A 19,464-nucleotide genomic window follows, 5' to 3' on the forward strand; every position below is an offset into this window, starting at 1 on the left:
CACGTTGGTGCGGGTAGCTGGTATCCGTTGGTCCGTCGAAGATGATTTTCAGTCGTGCAAAGAACTCGCGGCGCTCGACGAACACCAGGTCAGGCGCTGGACCCCCTGGCATCGCTGGACCATGATCGCGATGCTGGCCTACGCGTTCCTCGCCGTGACGACGGCCCGTGCTCGCAAGATCGAGCCAGCCGAGGGTCTGATCCCGCTGACCGTCAACGAGGTCCGCCACCCGTTCGTCGAGGTAGCCATGCGACGACCTTCCGTGACGAAAGCCTTCCTACTGGCCTGGTCCTGGTGGCGGCGCCACCGACAACTCCTCGCCAAACACTGTCACTACCACCGCCAGACCGTGAAACTACAACTCAACTGATCACAAAAGTCGGGTTGGAGTACTAGCCTGGTGCGCGGCCGATGGGATCATCATCCCAGTCCGCGTCGACGAGCATTCGCTGGACTCGTTGAGACTCACGCTCAACCTGCTGTCTGACCCGACGAAAGACTTCCAGGTTTGGAACGACCGGGCCGGCGGGCGGGGCGCACCGCGAGTCGCAGCGATCGTCATGACCATGGTCGGCTCCAAGAGCACACTTCGTTCGACCCCCGACCGCGCCTCTCGGATGTATATCGAACGCGCGATCGAAATCGCCGTGCAATACCCGGCGCTGTTCGACACCGACCCGGTGGACGCGATCGTGGTGACCGACGACTTCATGTCCTCCGGTCGGATCGGCGGCGCCCAGAGCATCCCAGTAGCTCGTCTCAAGGTTGGCCAGTTCCACACGGTCCAGGGAAAGCGCTTGCAGGTCAACCGGTCCGTGACGCGCTACCAGAACGAACTGGCATACCTGGCCAGCATGATCTGAAAGAATCGATATCGGAAGTCAGTCCGTCTCGGCTATGCCTCGACATCGAGCTTGACCAGTTGCACCCACGATCAAGATCAAATTCCAGTTAAGTCGGGGCGTGGGACATTCCGCCGGCGTGGGTGGAGCAGCTGGCCGACGGTGGGCGGATCGTCGTCCCGCTGCGGATGCGGGGCCTGACGAGGACCGTCGCCTTCGACCTCGACGGTGGTTGCCCGGGACTACCAGTTGTGTGGCTTCGTGCCGATGCAGGGCGCCGGTGAGAGCCGCACGGACCTGGTGCTGCTGCACGATGTCGTCGGTGAGGAGGTGGGCCTGCGCCTCGACGACGGGCAGCGGGTGAATTCCACCGCGCTGGACAGGGCCCTGCGTCAGCCTCGGGTTGAGCGCTGGTCGGGGGTGACCGTGGGTGGTTTCGAGCCGTTCGACAACCTCGATCTGTGGCTGGCCACCGTCCTGGACGGCTTCGTTCTGCTGACCGGGACAGTGCAGGCCCGTGAACGGGGCCTGGTCGCGTCCGTCTCCCCGCTGGGGGTCGCGACGCTGGCCGACGACGACAGTTTCGCGTACCGCATGGTACGGCCGACCAGCGAGGAACGGACCCTGTTCGAGTTCGGGGTCTACGGCCACGGGCCGAACGCCGACGCCCTCGCGGACTGCCTGGTCGACCAGATCCGCGTCTGGGACCGCGACCACCGCCGCGACCAGGCCCGCATCGAGGCGTATCCGCTCACCGCACCCGACGACGAGCTTCCCACCGGCCGAGTGATCGACAAACGGCACCGCCGGATCACGATCTCCTGGCCCTGACCGGAGCCCCGGCGCCAAGGCCGGGACTCGTACCCATCGATCGCCGTCATCCGGAAAGGGAGCCATGAGACATAGAGGCACCTGTCGTGGCGTAGTCAGATCTTGACGGCGGGTGCCCGTTGGTGGATCGTGCGTGAGCGGCCCACTTCGGCACACTCCTGAGTTGGGAGACCTTGATGCGGCTAAGTTTCGTGGGTATTGATCCGAAGTCGCCTGACAACGGCTGCCCGGCGGTGTTCGTCGATGAGGACACCGGCGACCTGTGGTTCCAGGGCGAGGCGGTGACCGGTCCGGAGGAGCTCGCGGAAGTCTCGCGGCACAGCCCGCTCGGCTCGACCGAGGCCGTGGTCCGGCTTCCGGCGGTCATGAAGGCGTTCATCATGGAGGCGGCCGATGGGACCTACGACCGAGACAGGCAGGGACCTGGCCCGCATCCCGGGCGTGGCTGAGGAGCCCGATCCGCCGTTCGGCGAGCTGCTGCGGGCGTGTTCGTCTTCCGCCGTGCATCTGGAGATGCGGGATTCCTACGACGGCGGGGATCCGTGGTTTCAGGCGTGGCGCGTCGGTGACCAGGAGGAGTTCCGCCGGCGGCTGACTCCCCGGCCCTGGCTGGATCTGATCGCCGAGGTGACCGGACGGGGGGTCGAGGTCCGCCGGATCCGGATCGTGTCGGAGCCGGTGACCGACTACATCAGGTTCGAACACGCGACGACCGCGTCGAACGTCACCGCGGGGGAGCAGATCCGCTGGCTGCCCCGGCACCTGGCCACCGGCCTGTTGCTCCCCGCGAACGACTTCTGGGTTTTCGACGGCCGGCAGGCACAGTTCAACTACTTCTCCGGCCGCGGAGAGCTCCTCGACACCCGTCTCTCACCCGATCCGGCGATCGCCACGCAGTGTGCGGCGGCGTTCGAGGCCGCGTGGGAGCGGGCTGTTCCGCACCAGGAGTACGAGCTGGTCTGAGCGCCGATCTTCCCGCCGTCGAGGCAGTCTTTCTCCCGTGCAGCCGTCTTCCTCCAGCGCCCGGCAGGCCCGCCAGCTCCTCGCGGACCGGCTTCGTGAGCTCCGCCGCGACGCCGGTCTTACCGCGATCGAGCTGGCTGTGCACGCCGGCTGGGAGCGCACGAAGGTCTCCAAGATCGAGCATGCCTCCCGACCCCCGTCCGCGGCGGACGTCCGCGCGTGGTGCCAGATCTGCGGCGCCGAGAGCGAGACAGCGGATCTGATCGCGTCCCTGCACACGGCGGAGGGGATGTGGGTCGAGTGGCGGCGGATGGAACGTTCCGGGCTGCGCCATGCTCAGGAGGCGCGGCTGCCCCTCTACGAGCGGACCCGTCAGTTTCGTGCCTACAGCTGCTGGATCGTTCCCGGACTCATCCAGACCGAGGACTACACCCGCGCCGTGCTGCGCGCCTACCAGCAGCGGCGCGGAGTCCACGACGACGTCGAGGCGGCGGTCGCGGCGCGGATGAAGCGCCAGCGCGTCCTGCGCCGCAACCAGCGCACCGCCGCGTTCCTCGTCGAGGAGTCCGTGCTGCGTAACGGCTTCGGCGGCCCGGCGGTCATGCGCAGCCAGTGCGCACACCTGGCCGAGATCACGACGTGGCCCGCCGTGTCCCTGGGCGTCATTCCCGCGTCTCCCGACCGCGGCGTGGCCGGCCCAGCCGAAGACTTCTGGATCTTTGACAACGAGCAGGCGAACGTCGAGTTGGTCTCCGGGTACCTGACGGTCACCCAGCCGACCGAGATCGCCGCTTACGCGCAGATGTTCGCGCGTTTCAGTGAGATCGCCGTCTACGGCGCCCGAGCCCGCGACCTCCTCGCCTCCGCAAGTCCGCGCCCGTAGTCCGAGTGGCCACACTCGGGCACACTCCTGGCCCTGATGATCTCACCGGCCCTACGGTGAACCGCGTCATCCAATGACCCCGTAGGAGCGTGACGTGACCCAGGCCCCCAGCGTGGCCAGTTTCGACCAGGCGGACGAGATGCGCGCGGCGATGACCGACCGGCTTGTCGCCGACGGCTGGATCGGCGGCCCGGAGATGGAAGCCGCGTTTCGGACCGTCCCGCGGCACCTGTTCGTACCGGACGGCACGCCGCTGGAAACGATCTATGACGCCGACCAGTCCGTGGTCACGAAGGTAGGTGCAGGCGGCGCGAGCATGTCATCGGTGTCGGCGCCGTGGCTTCAGGCCCGGATGATCGCGCAGGCGGGTATCGCGCCGGGGATGCGGGTCCTGGAGGTGGGCAGCGGCGGCTACAACGCGGCCCTGCTCGCTGAGATCGTCGGTAAGAACGGTCAGGCGGTGACCGTGGACATCGATCCGGAGGTGACCGCCCGCGCGACCGCGGGACTGGACGCTGCCGGCTACGGCGACCGGGTCGTCGTCGTCACCGCGGATGCGGAGCACGGCGTCCCTGAGCATGCGGATTACGACGCGGTCGTGGTGACAGTCGGGGCGTGGGACCTGGCGCCGGCGTGGCTGGAGCAGCTGGCCGGCGGCGGGGTGATCGTCGTGCCGCTGCGGATGAACACGTTCACCCGCTCGCTGGCGTTGCGCCGCTCGGGGGAGCACTGGGCGAGCACGTCCGCGCAGCTGTGTGGGTTCGTGCCGATGCAGGGCGTGGGGGAGCGGGCGAACCGTGGGCTTCGGCTGCGCCACCCCGCCGGCGGGCTCGTGACGCTCCTGTTCGACGAGACCGAGGTCGACGACCCGCGTCTGCTGACGGGCGCGCTGGACCACGGCCCGGCCCAGGCCTGGTCCGGGTGCACGATTCCGGTCCAGGTCGACTTCGCCGACCTGCATCTCTGGCTCGCCGGATTCCTGCCCGGCTTCTGCCGGGTCGAGGCGGGGCCCGGCACGCCGATGGCGGCCGAGGGCGTGTGCAGAACCTGGTTCCCGTTCGGCAGCGTGATCGGTGATTCGTTCTGCGTGATGGAGCTCCGCGACAGCGGGCTGCCCGGCGCGCAGCGCGAGTTCGGCGCGCGGGGATACGGGCCGCACGCCGCCGAAGCCGCCGAGGCGCTGGTCGCCCAGATCAGGGCCTGGGACGCCCACGGCCGGACGATTCCCGGCGACGCCTTCGCCTACTGGCCCGCAGGTACCGCCATCCCCTCGGCCGGGGACGCTCCCGTGTGCCGGTTCCGGAAGACCCACGGCACCGCCACCATCACCTGGCCTGCGGCCGGCTAGCTCACCATCGCCGGCCTCGCGGCACGTCTGCTCAGGCACATCCCGGTAATCCACCCATGGGAAGGAAAGCCAGCCATGACTCCATCCACCGCAGTGCTCGCGCCCGCGCCCGTGTCCAGCGAGCCTGACCCGTTCGACGTCGACCTCGACCTGCGAGTGATCGAGGCGGCCGGCCCGCTCGTCATCACGATGTGCTCCACCGACGACAACTGCGGGTCGACCTGCAAGCCGAGTGCCTGCGCCAGCAACTCCGCCGACCCGTTCTGACTCCCCGGTCCGCGCCGCCGGCGCCTCGCCCTCGGTCGTCGTGGCCGGATCACCCCTTGTTGCCGTCGGAGCGAGGAGCCCGGGATGGTCGTGCGGTACCGGCACCACCGCGTGGTTTTGCTGCGGTCGACGACGGATCCCGGCGATCTTGACCTGCCGTGCGAGCTGGACGTCGCCGATCCGGCGGCGGTCGAGGTCGAGGGCAGCGCGTGGCTCGCGAAAGCCTGGTCGCGCCAGGACATACGCGACGCGGTGACCGCGGCGAGCTCCGACCTTGCCGCCCGGGTCGGGGACATCGTCGTCGGCACCGGGCATCCCACCACCCGTGATCTGCGCCGCACGGTGCTGGCGCTCGCGGCCTACCTGCTGCGGTGGCAGCGGCGGGTCACTCCGTTCGGCCTGTTCGCCGGGGTCGTTCCCGCCGCAGTGGGACCTGCCGGGGCGGCGATCGGTGGCGCGCACCGGGTGATCGTCCGTCCCGATGTCGAGTGGATCGCGATCCTGGCCCGGGATCTCGGCCGCACCCCTGCCCTACGGGACCGGCTCATCGTCGCGGCGGATTCCACCGCGATCGTGCGGGACGGCCGGCTGATCCTGACCCGCCGCGCTGCCATCGGCGCGCGGACACCGGGCGCCGTTGCCGAGGCCTCGATCCGCGCGACCGAGCCCGTGCGGGCCGCGATGGACCTGGCCGCATCACCGGTCAGCGTCATGGTGCTCGCCGCCGCACTCGCGGACCGGTTCCCCGGGGCGGCACCGGATCGCGTCCGGGCGCTCCTCGGGGACCTCCTCGACGAGGAGTTTCTGATCACCAACCTGCATCCGCCGATGACGGCAGGTGACCCGTTGGAACACCTGTGCGCCGTGCTGCGTGCCGCCGGCGCGGACGAGGCGCCGGACGCCGCCGCGGTGCTGGGCGAGCTGGCGGACATCGCCTGCATCCTCGCCGCGCACAACGACTGCCTCCGCCCCTCCGACGCCGGGGCGCTGCGCGTCGCCGCCGGCGCGCGGATGGCTGCGTTGACGCCCACCGTGGACCGCCCTCTGGCGATGGACGTGCGGCTCGACGGGCACGTCACGATCCCCGACACGGTTCTGGACGAGGCCGTCGCGGCAGCCGACGCGCTTGTTCGGCTGACGACCTGGCCGTTCGGCGCGATGTCCTGGCTGGAGTACCAGGCACGGTTCAAAGAACGCTACGGCCCCGGGGCACTGGTGCCGGTTCGGGAACTGGTCGCCGACTCCGGCCTCGGCTACCCGGACGGCTACCTGGGCACCCCGGCCCCGCGCCCCGTGTGGCGGACGTTGACAGAACGCGACGCGACACTGCTGACGCTGATCCAGCGGGCCGCGCTCGACGGCAGCGACGAAATCCGCCTGACCAGCGGCGACATGCGCGCACTCACGATCGGTGATCCTGACGCGGTCGTCCCGCCACCCCGCGTCGAGATCGCCGTGTCCCTGCACGCCCGATCCACCGCGGCGATCAACGCCGGGCACTTCGAGCTGTGGATGACCGGGGCGGCGCGTGTCCCCGGCAGCATGGCCGGCCGGTTCAGCCACCTGCTCACCGCCGTGGAACGCGACGCGCTCGCCATCACCTTCCGCACCGCGGACCAGCAGGAGAACACCCTGGCAGTGCAGGTGTCGTTCCGGCCGCGCGTGCCGCGCACCGAGCACATGACCCGGGTCGCGCCCCTGACCGACACGGTCGTTCCCCTCGGTGAACAGCCAGCCGGCGCCGCCGCGGTCATCGGCGTCGACGACCTGGCCGTGACCGCGGACGGGGCGCAGCTGTACCTCGTCCACCTCCCCACGGGACGCCGCGTGGTGCCGCATATCCCGCACGCGCTGGAGATGACCGCACACACCCCGCCGCTTGCCCGGTTCATCGCCGAGGTCGCCGGCGCACGGTGTGCCGACCTGCGCCCGTTCGACGTCGGCGCGGCCCGCGTCCTGCCCTACGTGCCCCGCATCCGCTACCGCAGGACGGTCCTGTTTCCCGCCCGCTGGCACCTCGCGGAACACACGCTCCCCGCCCTACCCGTCGTCGACTTCGACGCGCGGCTGGCCGCCTGGCAGCACAGGTGGCGGGTCCCCGACCGCGTCGTGCTCTGCGACGGTGAGCAGCGGCTCCCCCTGGACCTGGAGCACCCACTCGATCGGGAACTCCTGCGGGCCCACCTGAGCCGCGCCCCGCACACCGAGCTCCGCGAGGACAGCCCGGCCGGGGCCGACGACTGGCTCGGCCGGCCCGCCGAACTGCTCATCCCGCTGACCCTGGCCAGCGCCCCGCCGCGGCCTCTCCCGGTCACGACTGCGCCGGGCGCCGTGCATCGCCCCGGAACGGGCCGAGTCGTGTGTGCCCGGATCACCGGCAACCCGGCACGGTTCGACGATCTCATCGCCGCCCACCTTCCCCGCCTCGCCGACCGTCTGCACTCGATGACCACCCGATGGTGGTTACGCCGCCACCGCGACATGATTAACGCGGAGATCCCGCAGCACATCGACGTGTACCTGCGCCTCGCCGACCCGGACGACTTCGGTCCGCTGGCCGCCCGACTCGCCCAGTTCGCCGCTGACCTGGAAACACGCGGCCTGCCCGCCGCACTGAGCCTCGTCCCGTACTACGAACAGCCCGGCCGATACGGGACGGGCGGCGCCCTCACCGCGGCCGAGGACGTCTGGGCAGCAGACACGGCCTCGGCGGTCGCCCAACTCGCCACCGCCGCCGGAAGCGTGACAGCCCAGGCGCTCGCCGCCGCCTCGATGACCCGGATCGCCGCCGCGTTCGCCCCCGACCCCGTCACCGGGTACCGGGCTCTGATCCACTGCCTGGACCAGGGCAGCGGCCCGCTGGACCGCAGCCTGCGCGATCTGACCTGCGACCTGGCCGACCTCGACGGCGGACCGCGCGCACTGGCCATGCTGCAGGGCGATGACACGGTCGCCCGCGCGTGGGCCGACCGCGACACCGCGCTCGCCACCTACCACGAGCAGCTGTCCGCGCAGCGCGACCCCCGCACCGCTCTGCGGACCCTCCTGCACGAGCACCACATGCGAGCACTCGGCCTCGACCCCACCTTCGAAAAACAGACCGGGCGACTCGCCCGCGCCGCTGCGCTGCGCCACCTCGGTAGAACGGGCCACCTGTGACCACCTCGACGATCAGCGCCCAGCACGCGGCAGCCCAGTCGCTCTCCCAGGGCACGGCCGGAACCGCGTTGTTGCGCATCGAACGCGCGCTCACCGCCGCCGGAACCTGGCAGGACGCACATGTTGCCCTCGTCCTCGCGACGTCCGGACCGGTGGACGGCAGCCCGAGCGGCTGCCTGGTACACGGCGCGCCTGCCCTGCGCTTCGTGCTCCACACCGCCACCGCGGACGGGGAGCCTCGCTACCAGCACGCAGCCCGAACGCTCGACCGTCACCTGCATCGCATCACCCGCTCGCGGCTCGACACGGCCCAGGCCCGCATCGCCCACGAAACCCCAGGCACGTTCGACGAGTACGACCTGTTCTACGGACTCACCGGACTCGGACTCATCCTCCTGCGCACCGCCCCGGCCAGTGACACCCTCGCCGCCGTCCTCACTTACCTGAGCCGGCTCGCAACCCAGCCCCTCACGCTCGACGGGCTGCCGGCACCGGGCTGGTGGGCAGCCCGCGACCCCGACCCGCTGTCCCCGACCCCGGGCGGCCACGCGAACCTGGGCCTGGCCCACGGCGCGGCCGGCATCCTCGCGTTCCTCGCCCTCGCCGCCCGCGCCGGCCACACCGTGGACGGCCACCACGACGCGATCACAAGCCTGTGCGCCTGGTTCGACCAGTGGCGCCAGGACTCCGACGACGGGCCGTGGTGGCCCCAGTGGCTCACCCGCGACGATCTACGTGCCGGGCACCCCGCCCAGCCGGGTCCAGGACGACCATCTCTGTGCTACGGGACACCCGGGATCGCCCGCGCTCTCCAACTCGCCGCGATCGCCACCGCCGACCCCGCGCGCCAGGCCGACGCCGAGCACGCCTTCGCCACCTGCCTGACCGGACCCCGCCTCGCCACACTTCCGGACGCCGGCCTGTGCCACGGCCTCGCCGGCATCTACCAGGCAGCAACCCGCGTCGCCGCCGACGCGATCACCCCCGCAATCGGCACCCACCTTCCCGAACTCGCCGCCACCCTCACCGCGCAGGCCGGCGCCACCGACGGGTCCACCGCGCTGCTCACCGGCGACACGGGTGTCCAACTCGTGCTCGAATCCGCCCGCCGCGCCGCCGCCCCGCCTCTGTCCGGATGGGACTCATGCCTGCTGCTCAGCTGACCGCGCCGACCGCCGGACGGGTCGCCGACGCCATCCACGCCCTCCTCGGCGGGCGCGACATCGCCGTCGCCGCGGCCGAGGTGGGCCTGCATCCGACCGACCTCGCCGACGCAGCCGACGCGTACCACCTGGCCGGCATGGCCGCGCTCGAACAGCGGGCCACCGCCCGATGGCACCAGGTCCATCTCCGCCCCGCCGACGACGCCCCAGCCGACCACGCTCTCGCGACGCTCGTCGGCCCCCGGCTCGACGCACTCCTGGCAGGCGGCGCGGCCTCCGGGTGGTGGCATGTGAACAAGCCTCCCGGCTGGCGGGTACGCCTTCTCGACGCCGACCCGGATGCGGTCCGCAACCTGCTCGACGACCTGACCGCCGCCGGGACCATCGCCGCGTGGAGGCCCGCCCTCTACGAGCCGGAAACGGCCGCGTTCGGCGGACAGGCCGGTATGGGGATCGCCCATGCACTCTTCTGCGCCGACTCCGCCGGGGTCCTCGGCTTCGTCCGGCGGGACAATCTGCCGCTGGGCCGCAGAGAGCTGTCCGTCCTGCTGATCAGTTCCATGTGCGCCGGCGCCGGCCTCGACTGGTACGAACGCGGCGACGTCTTCACCCGCGTCGCGGCTATGCGACCCGACCCGCCCCCGTCCACGGCGCGGACCACGCTAGCCGCCCAGCTCCGCACCCTGCTCGCGGCGCCTGCCCAGAAAGGATCATCGCTGTTCACCTCTGACGGGCCGGCCGCATTCGCCGTCCCGTGGCGTGATGCTTTCGAGACGGCAGGCGTACGCCTCGGTGCGGCTGCCGCCGCCGGCACCCTGAGCCGCGGCCTGCGCGCCGTCCTCGCCCACACCGTGATCTTTCACTGGAACAGGCTCGGGCTGCCCGCCCTCACACAGGCCGTCCTCGCCCACGCAGCGGCAGGCGCGTGCTTTCCCGAGGAATGACCTATGGACCTGGGAGGCTGTGAACTGGCCTATTTGCCAGGTGCGATCCGGTTGGCGGAAGACTGGATCATCCGCTGTGCTCGCAGCTGCTTCAGGCGTCGAACTCGTCCCGCAGGCCGAGGACGCCGCGGGCCATCAGCAGGGTCAGGCAGTGCAGCACCTGCTCGCGGGTGAGTACCGGATGGCGCAGCCAGGCGTTGTAGGGGAACTCGGTGAGCACCGTCCACAGCACGATCGTCATGGTGGTCGGCGTCGTGCTGGTGGGCTCCGTGGCGGTCGGCGTCGTCGTGGCGGGCCAGTGGGGCGGCAGGCGGGCGGTGACGTCCTCGAGGTGGAGGCGCACCGCGCGGGCCAGCGGCCACAGCGGCGGGTTGTCCAGGATCTCGCAGGTCCAGATGTGGAACACGGTGCCGTGCCGCTCGACGATGCGCAGCCAGTCGTCGAGCCAGCGGGTCAGCTCGTCGACGGTGCCCACGGCGAGCAGCGCGTCGAAGTGGTCGCAGATGTGCACCGCGGCGCGGTGCGCCAGCGTCGTGAAGATGGCGGTGCGGTCCGTCCAGTAGCGGTAGAAGGTTCCGTGTGCGACGCCGGAGCGGGCGATGATGTCGTTGACGCTGGTGCCGGCGAGCCCGCGCTGCTCGAAGGCCGCGACCGCGGCCTCGGTGATCGTCTCCACGGTGGAGCGCCCCCGACCGGTGACGGATCTGCGCAGCCCCGGCGGCAGCGGCGCGTCCCGCTGCGCGGGGACCTTGCTGGGTGACGGGCCGGTGGCGCCGTCAGTGCCGGCGGAATCGTTAGGTCCGTCGGTGCCGTCGGAGTCGCCAGGTCTGGCGGTGTGTGCGGCGCGGGCCAGAGCGGCGAGATCCGGGCGGGGGATGGGGCCGGTGGGGGACGGGCCGGGGGAGCGCGGGATTGGCTCGCAGGAGCGGGGGGTCGGTTCGGGGGCGGGGAAGAACGAGCGGTGGATCATGCCGGCGAGGGCGTCGTGCAGCGCGTCGTCCTCGTCGGGGTGTCGCGCGATCTTGCCGCGGGCGTCGGAGACGATGTGCGTCCACTCGACGATGCAGATCACGGCGACGGAGAGCACCCGGGTGTCCACCCCGCCGGTGTCGGCGCGGGCCAGCCGCGGCGGCAGGCTCGCGGCGAGCACCTGCAGGTACTCCTCGGACGGGTTGTCAACGTCGGACGGGTTGTCGACGGACGCGTTGTCGAGTGCCGGGCTGTCGACGGACGCGTTGTCGACGAGGGCCGCCTCCGGGATGGACAGCGGCCATTCCGCGAACACCGGTGAGTGCCGGCGCAGCACGGCGCCGAGCTCGCCCAGCCAGGCCCGGAACACCGCCAACCCCGCCGGTCCCTCGGTGAGTACCGGCAGCCGCTGGAAGTGGTCGACCAGGTCGACGCCGAGCTCCTCGAAGAAGATCCGGAAGACCTCCAGCTTTCCGCGGAAGTACTGGTAGAAGGCGGCGTCGGAGCGGCCAGTGGCCTCGGCGACCGCCTGGACGCTCGTGCCGTGGTAGCCGCGTTCGACGAACAGCCGCCGCGCCGCGTCGATGATCTCCTGGCAGGCGCGGGCGCCCTCCGCGCCGATCACCTGGCTGGCCGGATACGGCGCACGCCGGTGCCGCGGCAGCCACGAGCCCCCGCCGGGGGTGGGGGAGTCGGCGCCCTGGCGCGGGCGGAGCGTGGGAAGCGGATCGGGCGTCGGCAACCCGGCCTCCCTCGGGCCTCGTCGCAACGAGCGGGTCCCGGACGGTGATTCCGGCATCGCGTTGCGTGTGCAACGAGTGTATGCGGGTGCGCATTCCGCCAGGTCGGGAGGCACGCGCCGGCTGGCATCACCGATCGGAATCCCAACCCGGGCAACCCGGGCTTCCAATGTGACAGGTGTCTTACTAGTGTGGTGGCTCACAGGCGGCCGGTGCTCGGGGGAGCGCGCGGCCCGCTGGCCGGACCATCCGCGCCGCCCGACCGGACCGCCCCAGGTGGGCCGCCGGTCGTCGGCCGACCGAGGCGAGAAGAGAGCATCCATGGGCTTGTTGGACGACCGGGTCGTGTTCATCACCGGAGCGGCGCGCGGGCAGGGCCGCTCGCACGCGGTGACGTTCGCCGAGCAGGGGGCGAACATCGTCGGCGTCGACATCTGTCGCGACCTCGAAGCCGTGCCCTACAAGCTCGGCACCGCCGACGACCTGGCCGAGACGGCCCAGCTGGTGGAGAAGGCCGGCGGGCAGATGCTCACCGCCGAGGCCGACGTGCGCGACAGGGCCGCGCTGCAGGCCGCGTTCGACGCCGGGGTCGAGCGCTTCGGCCACATCGACACCGTCCTGGCCAACGCCGGGGTCATCCTCAGCAACAGCGACGAGCGCGACGCCGACGAGGCGCTGCGCCTGGGCATCGACATCATGCAGATCGGCGTGTGGAACACCTTCCAGGTCGCCATCCCGCACCTGATCGAGCGCGGCCAGGGCGGCAACCTCGTCGCCACCAGCTCCATGGCGGCGCTGCTGCCGCTCACCGACGGCCGCGGCGGCTCCGACGCCTACGGGATGGCCAAGAACGCCGTCATCGCGCTGGTCCGCTCGTACGCGAACTGGCTGGCCCCGCACCGCATCCGGGTCAACGCGGTGGCGCCGACGAACTGCGCGACGCCGATGGTCACCGAGAACCCGGCGCTGTTCGGCGTCATCGAGGCGAACCCCAACCTCGTCAACGCGATGCAGACGATGCTGCCCGACCTCCCCATCATCGAGCCCGGCGACGTCAGCCAGGCCATCCTGTTCCTCATCTCCGACGCCGCGCGCTCCTTCACCGGCAGCCTGCTCAAGGTCGACGCCGGCATGGACGTCCGCCGCTAGCACGGCGACGGCCAGGCCCGGTAGCCCGCTCACCCGACCGGATCACCGCCCCCCGGCGTGGTGGAGGCGGCGTACGAAGGAGGACCCGTGACGAGTACGACCCCCACCGACACCCCCACCGACACGGCGGCCGGTGCGACCGTGGTCGGCGAGGCTCGGATGCTCATCGATGGCCGGCTGGTCGAGGCCACCGGCGGCGCCGTCTACGACAACGTCAACCCGGCCACCGAGGGAGTGCTGGGCCAGACCAGCGACGCCGCGGCCGTCGACCTGGACGCCGCGATCGCCGCGGCGCGGCGCGCCTTCGACGAGTCGGCCTGGTCGACCGACCGTGACCTGCGCCGCCGCTGCCTGACGCAGCTGCAGCAGGCGCTGGAGGGCGAGCGCGAGCAGCTGCGCGCCGAGCTCGTCGCCGAGGCCGGCGCGCCCGTCGCCGTCACCGCCATCGCCCAGCTCGACTGGCCGCTGGCCGACGGGCTGCGCGGTCCGCTGGAGCTGATGGACAGCTTCCCCTGGGAGCGCTCCCTGCCCGACACCCACCTGATGGGCCCCAGCCACCGGGCCGTCTGGCGGGAGCCGGTCGGGGTGGTCGCGGCGATCGTGCCGTGGAACTTCCCGTTCGAGGTCACGATCAACAAGCTGGGCCCGGCGTTGGCGACCGGGAACACGGTCGTGCTCAAGCCCGCGCCGGACACGCCGTGGAACGCCACCCGCATCGGCCGGCTCATCGCCGAGCAGACCGACATCCCGCCGGGCGTGGTCAACGTGGTGCCCTGCTCGGACAACGCCGTCGCCGGCCAGCTCCTCGTCGACCCGCGGGTCGACCTGGTGTCGTTCACCGGGTCGACGGGGGTGGGCCGGCTCGTCGTGGAGAAGTCCGCGGCGACGATGAAGCGCACCCTGCTCGAACTCGGCGGCAAGTCGGCGATGATCGTCCTCGACGACGCCGACCTCGCCGCGGTGCTGCCGCTGGCCGGGTTCGGCGCCTGCCTGCACTCCGGGCAGGGCTGCGCGCTGCTCACCCGGGTGCTGCTGCCCCGTGACCGCTACGCGGAGGGCGTGGAGATCCTCGCCGGGGTGATCGGCGCCCTGCCCTACGGCGACCCGACCGATCCCGCGAACCTCGCCGGCCCGCTCATCAACGCCCGCCAGCGCGAGCGGGTCCTCGGCTACGTCGAGGCCGGCCGGGCGCAGGGGGCGCGGGTCGTCGTCGGCGGTGGGCGGCCCGAGCACCTGCCGCGCGGCTACTACGTGCAGCCGACGCTGCTCGCCGACGTGGACAACACGATGACCGTCGCCCGGGAGGAGATCTTCGGGCCGGTGGTGTGCGCGATCCCGTTCGACGACGAGGCCGACGCGGTGCGCATCGCCAACGACAGCCCGTACGGCCTGTCCGGCGGGGTGTACTCGGCGTCGGTCGAACGGGGCCTGGGCGTCGCCCGGCGTATCCGCACCGGCAGCATCAACGTCAACGGCGGGATGTTCTACGGCTCGGACGGCCCGTACGGCGGGTACAAGATGTCCGGTCTGGGCCGCCAGGGCGGCCTGGAGGGCTTCGCCTGCTACACCGAGGCCAAGACCGTCGGCTACGTCGGTGCCTGATTTCCGGGGCGCCGGCGCGGTGAGCTGGCTGGAGCGGGTCCTCGCCGTGCACGCGGGCAGTGCCCGCCCGGCGGTGCTCGACGCCGCCGGGCCGGTCAGCGGCGCCGAGCTCGTCGGGCGGGCGACGTACGCCGCCGAGTTCCTCACCGGGCTCGGCGTGCCGGCGGGCACACCGGTGCCGGCGCTGCTCACCAGCAACCCCGACGCGCTGGCGCTGCTGCTCGGCGGGGCGGCGGCCGACCGTCCGGTGGCCCCGCTCGGCCCGCGGCTGACCGCCGCCGAGCTCGCCGGGCCGGTGCGTGCCAGCGGCGCCGACGTCCTGCTCACCGAACCCGCCTGGGCCGCCGTCGCGGCGCAGGCCGCCGCGCTGGCCGGGGCGCGGGTGGTACCCGTGCCGGCGCTGCGGGCGTCGGGCGCGCCCCTGCCCGTGCCGAGCGGGCCGGTCGCGCTCCATCTGCACACCTCGGGCACCACCGGGGCGGCCAAGCGGGTGCCGGTCACCCAGGAGGTGCTCGCCGCGCGCACCGAGCTGCTGTCCGCCCTGCTCGAGCTCGGCCCGGACAGCCGCTACGCCACCGGCTCGCCGCTGCACCACATCGGCGGGCTCGGCAACACGCTCGTCGCGGTGACCGTCGGCGCGACCGTGCTGCCGACGGCGCGTTTCAGCCACCAGTGGTGGGCCGGCCTGCGGGAGCAGGGTGCCACGCACTGCCAGCTCGTCCCGACGATGATCGAGATGCTGCTGGCCGAGGGGACGCTCGACGCGGTGCCGCTGCGCACCCTGGTCTACGGCGCGTCGCCGATCAGCCCGGAGACGCTGCGCCGGGTGCAGGCCGTGCTGCCCGGGGTGCGCCTGGTCAACCTGTTCGGCCAGACCGAGGGCAGCCCGCTGACCTGCCTGACCCCGGCCGACCACGACCGGGCCGCGGCAAGCGCCCCCGACCTGCTCGCCACCGTCGGGCGGCCCGTGCCGGGGCTGCGGCTGCGCATCGACGACCCGGACGACGCCGGGGTCGGCGAGGTGCTCGCCGCCGCGGCGCACCTGAGCGTGCACGCCGCCGACGGCTGGCTGCACAGCGGCGACCTCGGTTTCCTCGACGCCGACGGCTACCTGCACCTGGTCGGCCGGCGCAACGACATGATCGTGCGCGGTGGGGAGAACGTCTACCCGCTGGAGATCGAGCACGCGCTCGTCGAACATCCCGGGGTCGCCGACGCCGGGATCGTCGGGGTGCCCGACGCCCGGCTGGGGGAAACCCTGGCCGCGTTCATCGTCCCCGCCGACCCCGACCGCCCGCCGCCGGAGGAGGAGCTGCGGCGGTTCGTGCGCGACCGGCTGGCCGGGTTCAAGGTGCCCGCCTACTGGTACGTCGTCGACGCGCTGCCGCTCAACGCCGCCGGCAAGCTCACCCGCCCCGCCCTGCGCGCCCGCCACGACGCCGCTGCCGCCGGCAGCGTGTCGCCGTAGCGGGCCCGCCGGGTGCGAGTGCGCGCCGGTCAGGAGCCGGTGGTGGCGGGCAGCTCGTGGCCGCAGAGGTTCTCGCGGACGACGCTGAAGGCGTCCCCGGCCTGGTTCGCCTGGACGAACGACCAGCAGGTGGTCTGCTTGCCCCGGTCGCGGGCCAGGTCCATCGGCTGGATCAGCCCGCCGGCGTCGTAGTCGCGCACCGCGTTGAGGCCGTTGACGAAGCCCTCGCGGGTCGGGCAGGGACCGGCCTCGGTCAGCCCGCGCAGGAACAGGTCGGTGTCGATGTAGGCGATCATCGCCAGTTCCTGCTGCGGGTTGGGGACCTGCGGGGCGTAGCGCGCCATCGCCGTGCGGTAGTTCGCGATCGCCGGGCCGCCGGCCTCGAACGGGCGGTAGAACACCGGGATGGTCACGCCGGCCAGCGCGCCGGCGGAGTCGTGCAGGAGCTGGGTGTCGTAGCCGCTGACCGACAGGACCACGCGCAGGTTCACCCCGGCTGCGCGCACGGCGTTCAGGACCGCGGGCAGATCGGGGGCGTTGATGACGGTGAGCAGGGTGTCGGCGCCGCTGTCGGCGATGCGCCGGGCGACGGCCGCCGGGCTGTCCGCGTTCGCGGTGTAGGCGATCTCGCTGACGACCGGGATGCCGGCGGCCTGGGCGCTCTGGGTCATCTTGGCGCTGGTGTTGCCGACCCCGGCCGACAGCGCGGTCCGCAGCAGGATCGCCTTCGTCCCGCCCTGCGAGCGCAGGAACGTGCCGTAGGTGTCGGCCGCGGCGCCGGTGGTGGAGGAGAACGAGAACATGCTGCGGTACTTCGCCCAGACGTCGCCGGTGGCCAGCCCGCCGACCGGGACGCCGTGGTCGGCGAGGTACTGGGCGCTGCCGTCGGCGGCCAGGGAGTACTCCAGGACGCCGAAGACCTTCTGTCGCTCGACCAGGTCCCGGGCGGCGACGCCGTTGGCCGCCGGGTCGCCCTGGTCGTCCCGCCAGTCGTAGACGATCTTGCGTCCGTGGATGCCGCCGGCGGCGTTCGCCAGGCCGATGCGGGCGTCGACCCCGGCGCGGGTGGCGGCCAGCGAGGCCGCCGTCGGCCCGGAGTCGGGATAAAGAAGCCCGAGCCTGACCTCCGACGAGGTCACGCCCGGGCTGTCACAGGAGGCCGCCGACGATGCCGTCGCGGACGAGCACGCGCTCGTCCCGGCGGCGAGTAACGCCAGCATCGCGGCGGCGCTGGATAACGATAAGGAGACGGATCGGCGACGCATCGTGAACCCCCGTGGGAACGGTCAGGAAAGGGAGGGGAGGAAACTATCGGAAAAGGGGAAGAAAAGGTCGTTCCCCGGCGCCGCGGGACGCCGGGGAACGAGGGAATGCTTCGCCCGCCCCCGGCGTCGAGCGCCGGTGGGCGGTGTCACCGCCGGCCGGGCGGACCCGGCGCGGTCTCAGCTCTCGTAGCGGGGTGTGCCCCGGTAGCCGAAGAACCGTTCGAAGTTCTCGTCGTTGATCGGCCGCCGCTTGTTGCGCTCCCGGGCGTCGCGCAACGCGGCGAGCCGCGCGCGTTCCCGTTCGACGCGCTCGGCGTCCACCGGCTCGGCGCCTTCCAGCTCGGCGACCAGGGCGCTCTGCGCCTCGATCTCCTCGGCCAGGCGTACCGCCACCTCGCCGTAGGTGAGCAGGTCCTGGTCGTCATCGTCCTCGCGTTGCGGGACGGCGGCGGGGTTGGTCCCTGCGTCGGTCATGTGTACACCGTCCTTCCTGCGGTCCTCACGGGGGACTGTTTCCCTACGCGCCGGTGGAGCTTCACCTCGTACTCGCCGGCCTTCGTACTCGCGCCGGCCTTCGGAGCTCGCCGATCCTCGGAAGCTCGCCGATCCTCAGAGCTCGATGGGGACCCAGCCGGCGCCCTCGGACGACCGGTGCGCCGCGTCGATGATCTCCAGGCTCAGCAGCCCGTCGGTGAACGTGGGGACCGGGGTGGGCTGGCCGTCGAAGGCGGGCAGCCAGTCCTCGAGCATCAGCGCCATCGCCCGGCTGCCGTGCCCGGCCAGGCCCTCGGGCAGGTGCTGTGGGAAGGCGGGCTCGCGCTCGATCGGGGCCAGCGGGGCCAGCCCCTTCACACGTGCCGGGCCCGCCTGGTAGGTGGTGTGGCGCAGGCTGCCGTCGGCGACGATGGTGCCGTCGCCGCCCAGCAGTTCGAGGCGGAAGTGGTCGACGTTCGCGCCGATCGTGGACAGGCTCAGGATCGCGATCGCGCCGGAGGCGAGGCGCAGCAGCAGCGCGGAGGTGTCGTCCGCGGTCACGGCCAGTTCCCCGCCGTCGGGCAGCGCCCGCGTCGGCACCGAGCTGCGCACGTCGGCGCACACCGCCACCGGCGGCCCCAGCAGCGAGCAGACGAAGTCCAGGTCGTGGACGAGCATGCCGGCGAGGTAGCCGCCGCCCTGGGCGCGGTCGTACATCCAGGCGGCCTGCAGGGGCCGGCTGGGATGCCAGTAGGAGGCGCTGCGGCTGACCCGGGCCACGTGCGGGGTACCGAGCAGCCCGGCCCGCACCTGGTCGGTGATGGCCAGCCACTCCGGGTTCCAGCGGTTCTCGAAGCAGCAGCCGGTCGGTCGGTCCGACTCCTGTGCCGCGGTGACCATCTCCCGGGCCTGCGCGGGATCGGCGGCCAGGGGCTTCTCGCACAGCACCGCCTTGCCCGCCTCCAGCGCGGCGAGGGTGATCTCGTGGTGCAGCGCGGTCGGGGTGGCGACGGAGATCAGGTCAAGGTCGTCGCGGCGCACGAACGAGCGCCAGTCGGTCGAGGTGTCGTCGATGCCCAGCCGGGCGGCCACCTTCCCGAGCCGCTCCGGCGTGCGCGCGCACAGCGCCACCGGCTCGTACCCCTGAGCCGCCCGGTAGGCCGGAGCCTGGACGATCGCCCCCCAGCCGACCCCCACGATGCCCACCCGCAGCGTCATCGGACCACCCGCGCCGTCATGTCGCCTCCCAGGGGACGGCCGCCGGCCGCCCTGCCGCATCATCGCGTTACCCAAAAATCAAGGCTAATTCGCTAGACACTAGTGCGGGAGCACCACGAGGGGCAACGCAGGCTCGGCGGGCGGCGGCGACGCGGGCGCGCCGGACAGCCACGACCCCG

18 protein-coding genes and 1 pseudogene are annotated in these 19,464 nt (G+C 72.2%); 15 read left to right on the forward strand and 4 right to left on the reverse strand.

Annotation, left to right across the window (positions count from 1 at the left end; all coding sequences use genetic code 11):
- The 12 genes and pseudogenes from FRAQA3DRAFT_RS35805 to FRAQA3DRAFT_RS07065 form a co-directional block, all read left to right on the forward strand.
- Positions 1 to 370 (forward strand): annotated as a pseudogene (locus tag FRAQA3DRAFT_RS35805) (IS701 family transposase); the annotation flags it as partial.
- Positions 371 to 458: 88 nt separating this feature from the next.
- The gene (locus FRAQA3DRAFT_RS31310; protein ID WP_009738375.1) at positions 459 to 863 is read left to right on the forward strand and encodes a hypothetical protein; all 405 of its coding nucleotides are present in this window, start codon (positions 459 to 461) and stop codon (positions 861 to 863) included.
- A 122-nt stretch (positions 864 to 985) separates the two neighbouring features.
- Positions 986 to 1,126 (forward strand): hypothetical protein, encoded by a 141-nt coding sequence (locus FRAQA3DRAFT_RS38470; RefSeq protein ID WP_157467176.1) that lies wholly within the window; start codon positions 986 to 988, stop codon positions 1,124 to 1,126.
- Positions 1,071 to 1,673, forward strand: coding sequence for a hypothetical protein (locus tag FRAQA3DRAFT_RS07025; RefSeq protein WP_051054184.1), 603 nt, complete (start codon positions 1,071 to 1,073; stop codon positions 1,671 to 1,673). The genes FRAQA3DRAFT_RS38470 and FRAQA3DRAFT_RS07025 overlap by 56 nt, the downstream gene beginning before the upstream one ends.
- 176 nt (positions 1,674 to 1,849) lie before the next feature.
- The gene (locus FRAQA3DRAFT_RS07030) at positions 1,850 to 2,122 is read left to right on the forward strand and encodes a hypothetical protein (protein ID WP_009738376.1); all 273 of its coding nucleotides are present in this window, start codon (positions 1,850 to 1,852) and stop codon (positions 2,120 to 2,122) included.
- Positions 2,115 to 2,636: a DUF6879 family protein gene (locus FRAQA3DRAFT_RS07035; protein ID WP_009738377.1), complete on the forward strand. Its 522-nt coding sequence runs from the start codon at positions 2,115 to 2,117 to the stop codon at positions 2,634 to 2,636. The genes FRAQA3DRAFT_RS07030 and FRAQA3DRAFT_RS07035 overlap by 8 nt, the downstream gene beginning before the upstream one ends.
- Before the next feature lie 37 nt (positions 2,637 to 2,673).
- Positions 2,674 to 3,519 (forward strand): helix-turn-helix transcriptional regulator, encoded by an 846-nt coding sequence (locus FRAQA3DRAFT_RS07040; RefSeq protein WP_009738378.1) that lies wholly within the window; start codon positions 2,674 to 2,676, stop codon positions 3,517 to 3,519.
- A 94-nt stretch (positions 3,520 to 3,613) separates the two neighbouring features.
- On the forward strand, positions 3,614 to 4,867 hold the full coding sequence (gene fxlM / locus FRAQA3DRAFT_RS07045) for a methyltransferase, FxLD system (protein WP_009738379.1): 1,254 nt from the start codon (positions 3,614 to 3,616) through the stop codon (positions 4,865 to 4,867).
- Between the two features lie 75 nt (positions 4,868 to 4,942).
- Positions 4,943 to 5,134, forward strand: coding sequence for an FxLD family lanthipeptide (locus FRAQA3DRAFT_RS07050; protein WP_009738380.1), 192 nt, complete (start codon positions 4,943 to 4,945; stop codon positions 5,132 to 5,134).
- An 84-nt stretch (positions 5,135 to 5,218) separates the two neighbouring features.
- Positions 5,219 to 8,293, forward strand: coding sequence for a lantibiotic dehydratase (locus FRAQA3DRAFT_RS07055; protein WP_009738381.1), 3,075 nt, complete (start codon positions 5,219 to 5,221; stop codon positions 8,291 to 8,293).
- A complete protein-coding gene (locus FRAQA3DRAFT_RS07060) occupies positions 8,290 to 9,456 on the forward strand; it encodes a lanthionine synthetase C family protein (RefSeq protein WP_009738382.1) in 1,167 nt (388 codons plus the stop codon). The genes FRAQA3DRAFT_RS07055 and FRAQA3DRAFT_RS07060 overlap by 4 nt, the downstream gene beginning before the upstream one ends.
- A complete protein-coding gene (locus FRAQA3DRAFT_RS07065) occupies positions 9,438 to 10,400 on the forward strand; it encodes a thiopeptide-type bacteriocin biosynthesis protein (RefSeq protein WP_009738383.1) in 963 nt (320 codons plus the stop codon). Before FRAQA3DRAFT_RS07060 ends, FRAQA3DRAFT_RS07065 begins: the two co-directional genes overlap by 19 nt.
- Before the next feature lie 91 nt (positions 10,401 to 10,491).
- Here the strand turns inward: FRAQA3DRAFT_RS07065 and FRAQA3DRAFT_RS38215 are convergent, their stop codons facing one another.
- Positions 10,492 to 12,111 (reverse strand): TetR/AcrR family transcriptional regulator, encoded by a 1,620-nt coding sequence (locus tag FRAQA3DRAFT_RS38215; RefSeq protein ID WP_009738384.1) that lies wholly within the window; start codon positions 12,109 to 12,111, stop codon positions 10,492 to 10,494.
- 319 nt (positions 12,112 to 12,430) lie between these two features.
- Here FRAQA3DRAFT_RS38215 and FRAQA3DRAFT_RS07075 point away from each other — a divergent pair, with 319 nt between their 5' ends.
- From FRAQA3DRAFT_RS07075 to FRAQA3DRAFT_RS07085, 3 genes are all read left to right on the forward strand, one after another.
- Positions 12,431 to 13,258 carry a mycofactocin-coupled SDR family oxidoreductase gene (locus tag FRAQA3DRAFT_RS07075; RefSeq protein ID WP_009738385.1) on the forward strand — a complete coding sequence of 276 codons (828 nt, stop codon included), beginning with the start codon at positions 12,431 to 12,433 and terminating at the stop codon, positions 13,256 to 13,258.
- 87 nt (positions 13,259 to 13,345) lie between these two features.
- Positions 13,346 to 14,860, forward strand: coding sequence for an aldehyde dehydrogenase family protein (locus FRAQA3DRAFT_RS07080; protein WP_009738386.1), 1,515 nt, complete (start codon positions 13,346 to 13,348; stop codon positions 14,858 to 14,860).
- Complete coding sequence (locus FRAQA3DRAFT_RS07085; RefSeq protein WP_009738387.1) at positions 14,853 to 16,328, forward strand: class I adenylate-forming enzyme family protein; 1,476 nt, start codon at positions 14,853 to 14,855, stop codon at positions 16,326 to 16,328. The genes FRAQA3DRAFT_RS07080 and FRAQA3DRAFT_RS07085 overlap by 8 nt, the downstream gene beginning before the upstream one ends.
- Positions 16,329 to 16,357: 29 nt before the next feature.
- Here the strand turns inward: FRAQA3DRAFT_RS07085 and FRAQA3DRAFT_RS07090 are convergent, their stop codons facing one another.
- The 3 genes from FRAQA3DRAFT_RS07090 to FRAQA3DRAFT_RS07100 form a co-directional block, all read right to left on the reverse strand.
- Positions 16,358 to 17,593 carry an ABC transporter substrate-binding protein gene (locus FRAQA3DRAFT_RS07090; protein ID WP_009738388.1) on the reverse strand — a complete coding sequence of 412 codons (1,236 nt, stop codon included), beginning with the start codon at positions 17,591 to 17,593 and terminating at the stop codon, positions 16,358 to 16,360.
- Positions 17,594 to 17,770: 177 nt separating this feature from the next.
- Positions 17,771 to 18,067 carry a hypothetical protein gene (locus FRAQA3DRAFT_RS07095; RefSeq protein WP_009738389.1) on the reverse strand — a complete coding sequence of 99 codons (297 nt, stop codon included), beginning with the start codon at positions 18,065 to 18,067 and terminating at the stop codon, positions 17,771 to 17,773.
- 135 nt (positions 18,068 to 18,202) lie between these two features.
- On the reverse strand, positions 18,203 to 19,285 hold the full coding sequence (locus tag FRAQA3DRAFT_RS07100) for a Gfo/Idh/MocA family protein (protein ID WP_009738390.1): 1,083 nt from the start codon (positions 19,283 to 19,285) through the stop codon (positions 18,203 to 18,205).
- Positions 19,286 to 19,464: the final 179 nt, after the last annotated feature.

Origin of the sequence: Frankia sp. QA3, assembly GCF_000262465.1 — a bacterium.
Taxonomy (GTDB): domain Bacteria; phylum Actinomycetota; class Actinomycetes; order Frankiales; family Frankiaceae; genus Frankia.

Coding starts and splice junctions, on each gene's coding strand:
- FRAQA3DRAFT_RS07090 (WP_009738388.1), bottom strand. CDS start 17,593: ATGCGTCGCCGATCCGTCTCCTTATCGTTATCCAGCGCCGCCGCGATG.
- FRAQA3DRAFT_RS07055 (WP_009738381.1), top strand. CDS start 5,219: ATGGTCGTGCGGTACCGGCACCACCGCGTGGTTTTGCTGCGGTCGACG.
- FRAQA3DRAFT_RS07065 (WP_009738383.1), top strand. CDS start 9,438: ATGCCTGCTGCTCAGCTGACCGCGCCGACCGCCGGACGGGTCGCCGAC.
- FRAQA3DRAFT_RS07095 (WP_009738389.1), bottom strand. CDS start 18,067: ATGACCGACGCAGGGACCAACCCCGCCGCCGTCCCGCAACGCGAGGAC.
- FRAQA3DRAFT_RS07030 (WP_009738376.1), top strand. CDS start 1,850: ATGCGGCTAAGTTTCGTGGGTATTGATCCGAAGTCGCCTGACAACGGC.
- FRAQA3DRAFT_RS07050 (WP_009738380.1), top strand. CDS start 4,943: ATGACTCCATCCACCGCAGTGCTCGCGCCCGCGCCCGTGTCCAGCGAG.
- FRAQA3DRAFT_RS07075 (WP_009738385.1), top strand. CDS start 12,431: ATGGGCTTGTTGGACGACCGGGTCGTGTTCATCACCGGAGCGGCGCGC.
- FRAQA3DRAFT_RS07100 (WP_009738390.1), bottom strand. CDS start 19,285: ATGACGCTGCGGGTGGGCATCGTGGGGGTCGGCTGGGGGGCGATCGTC.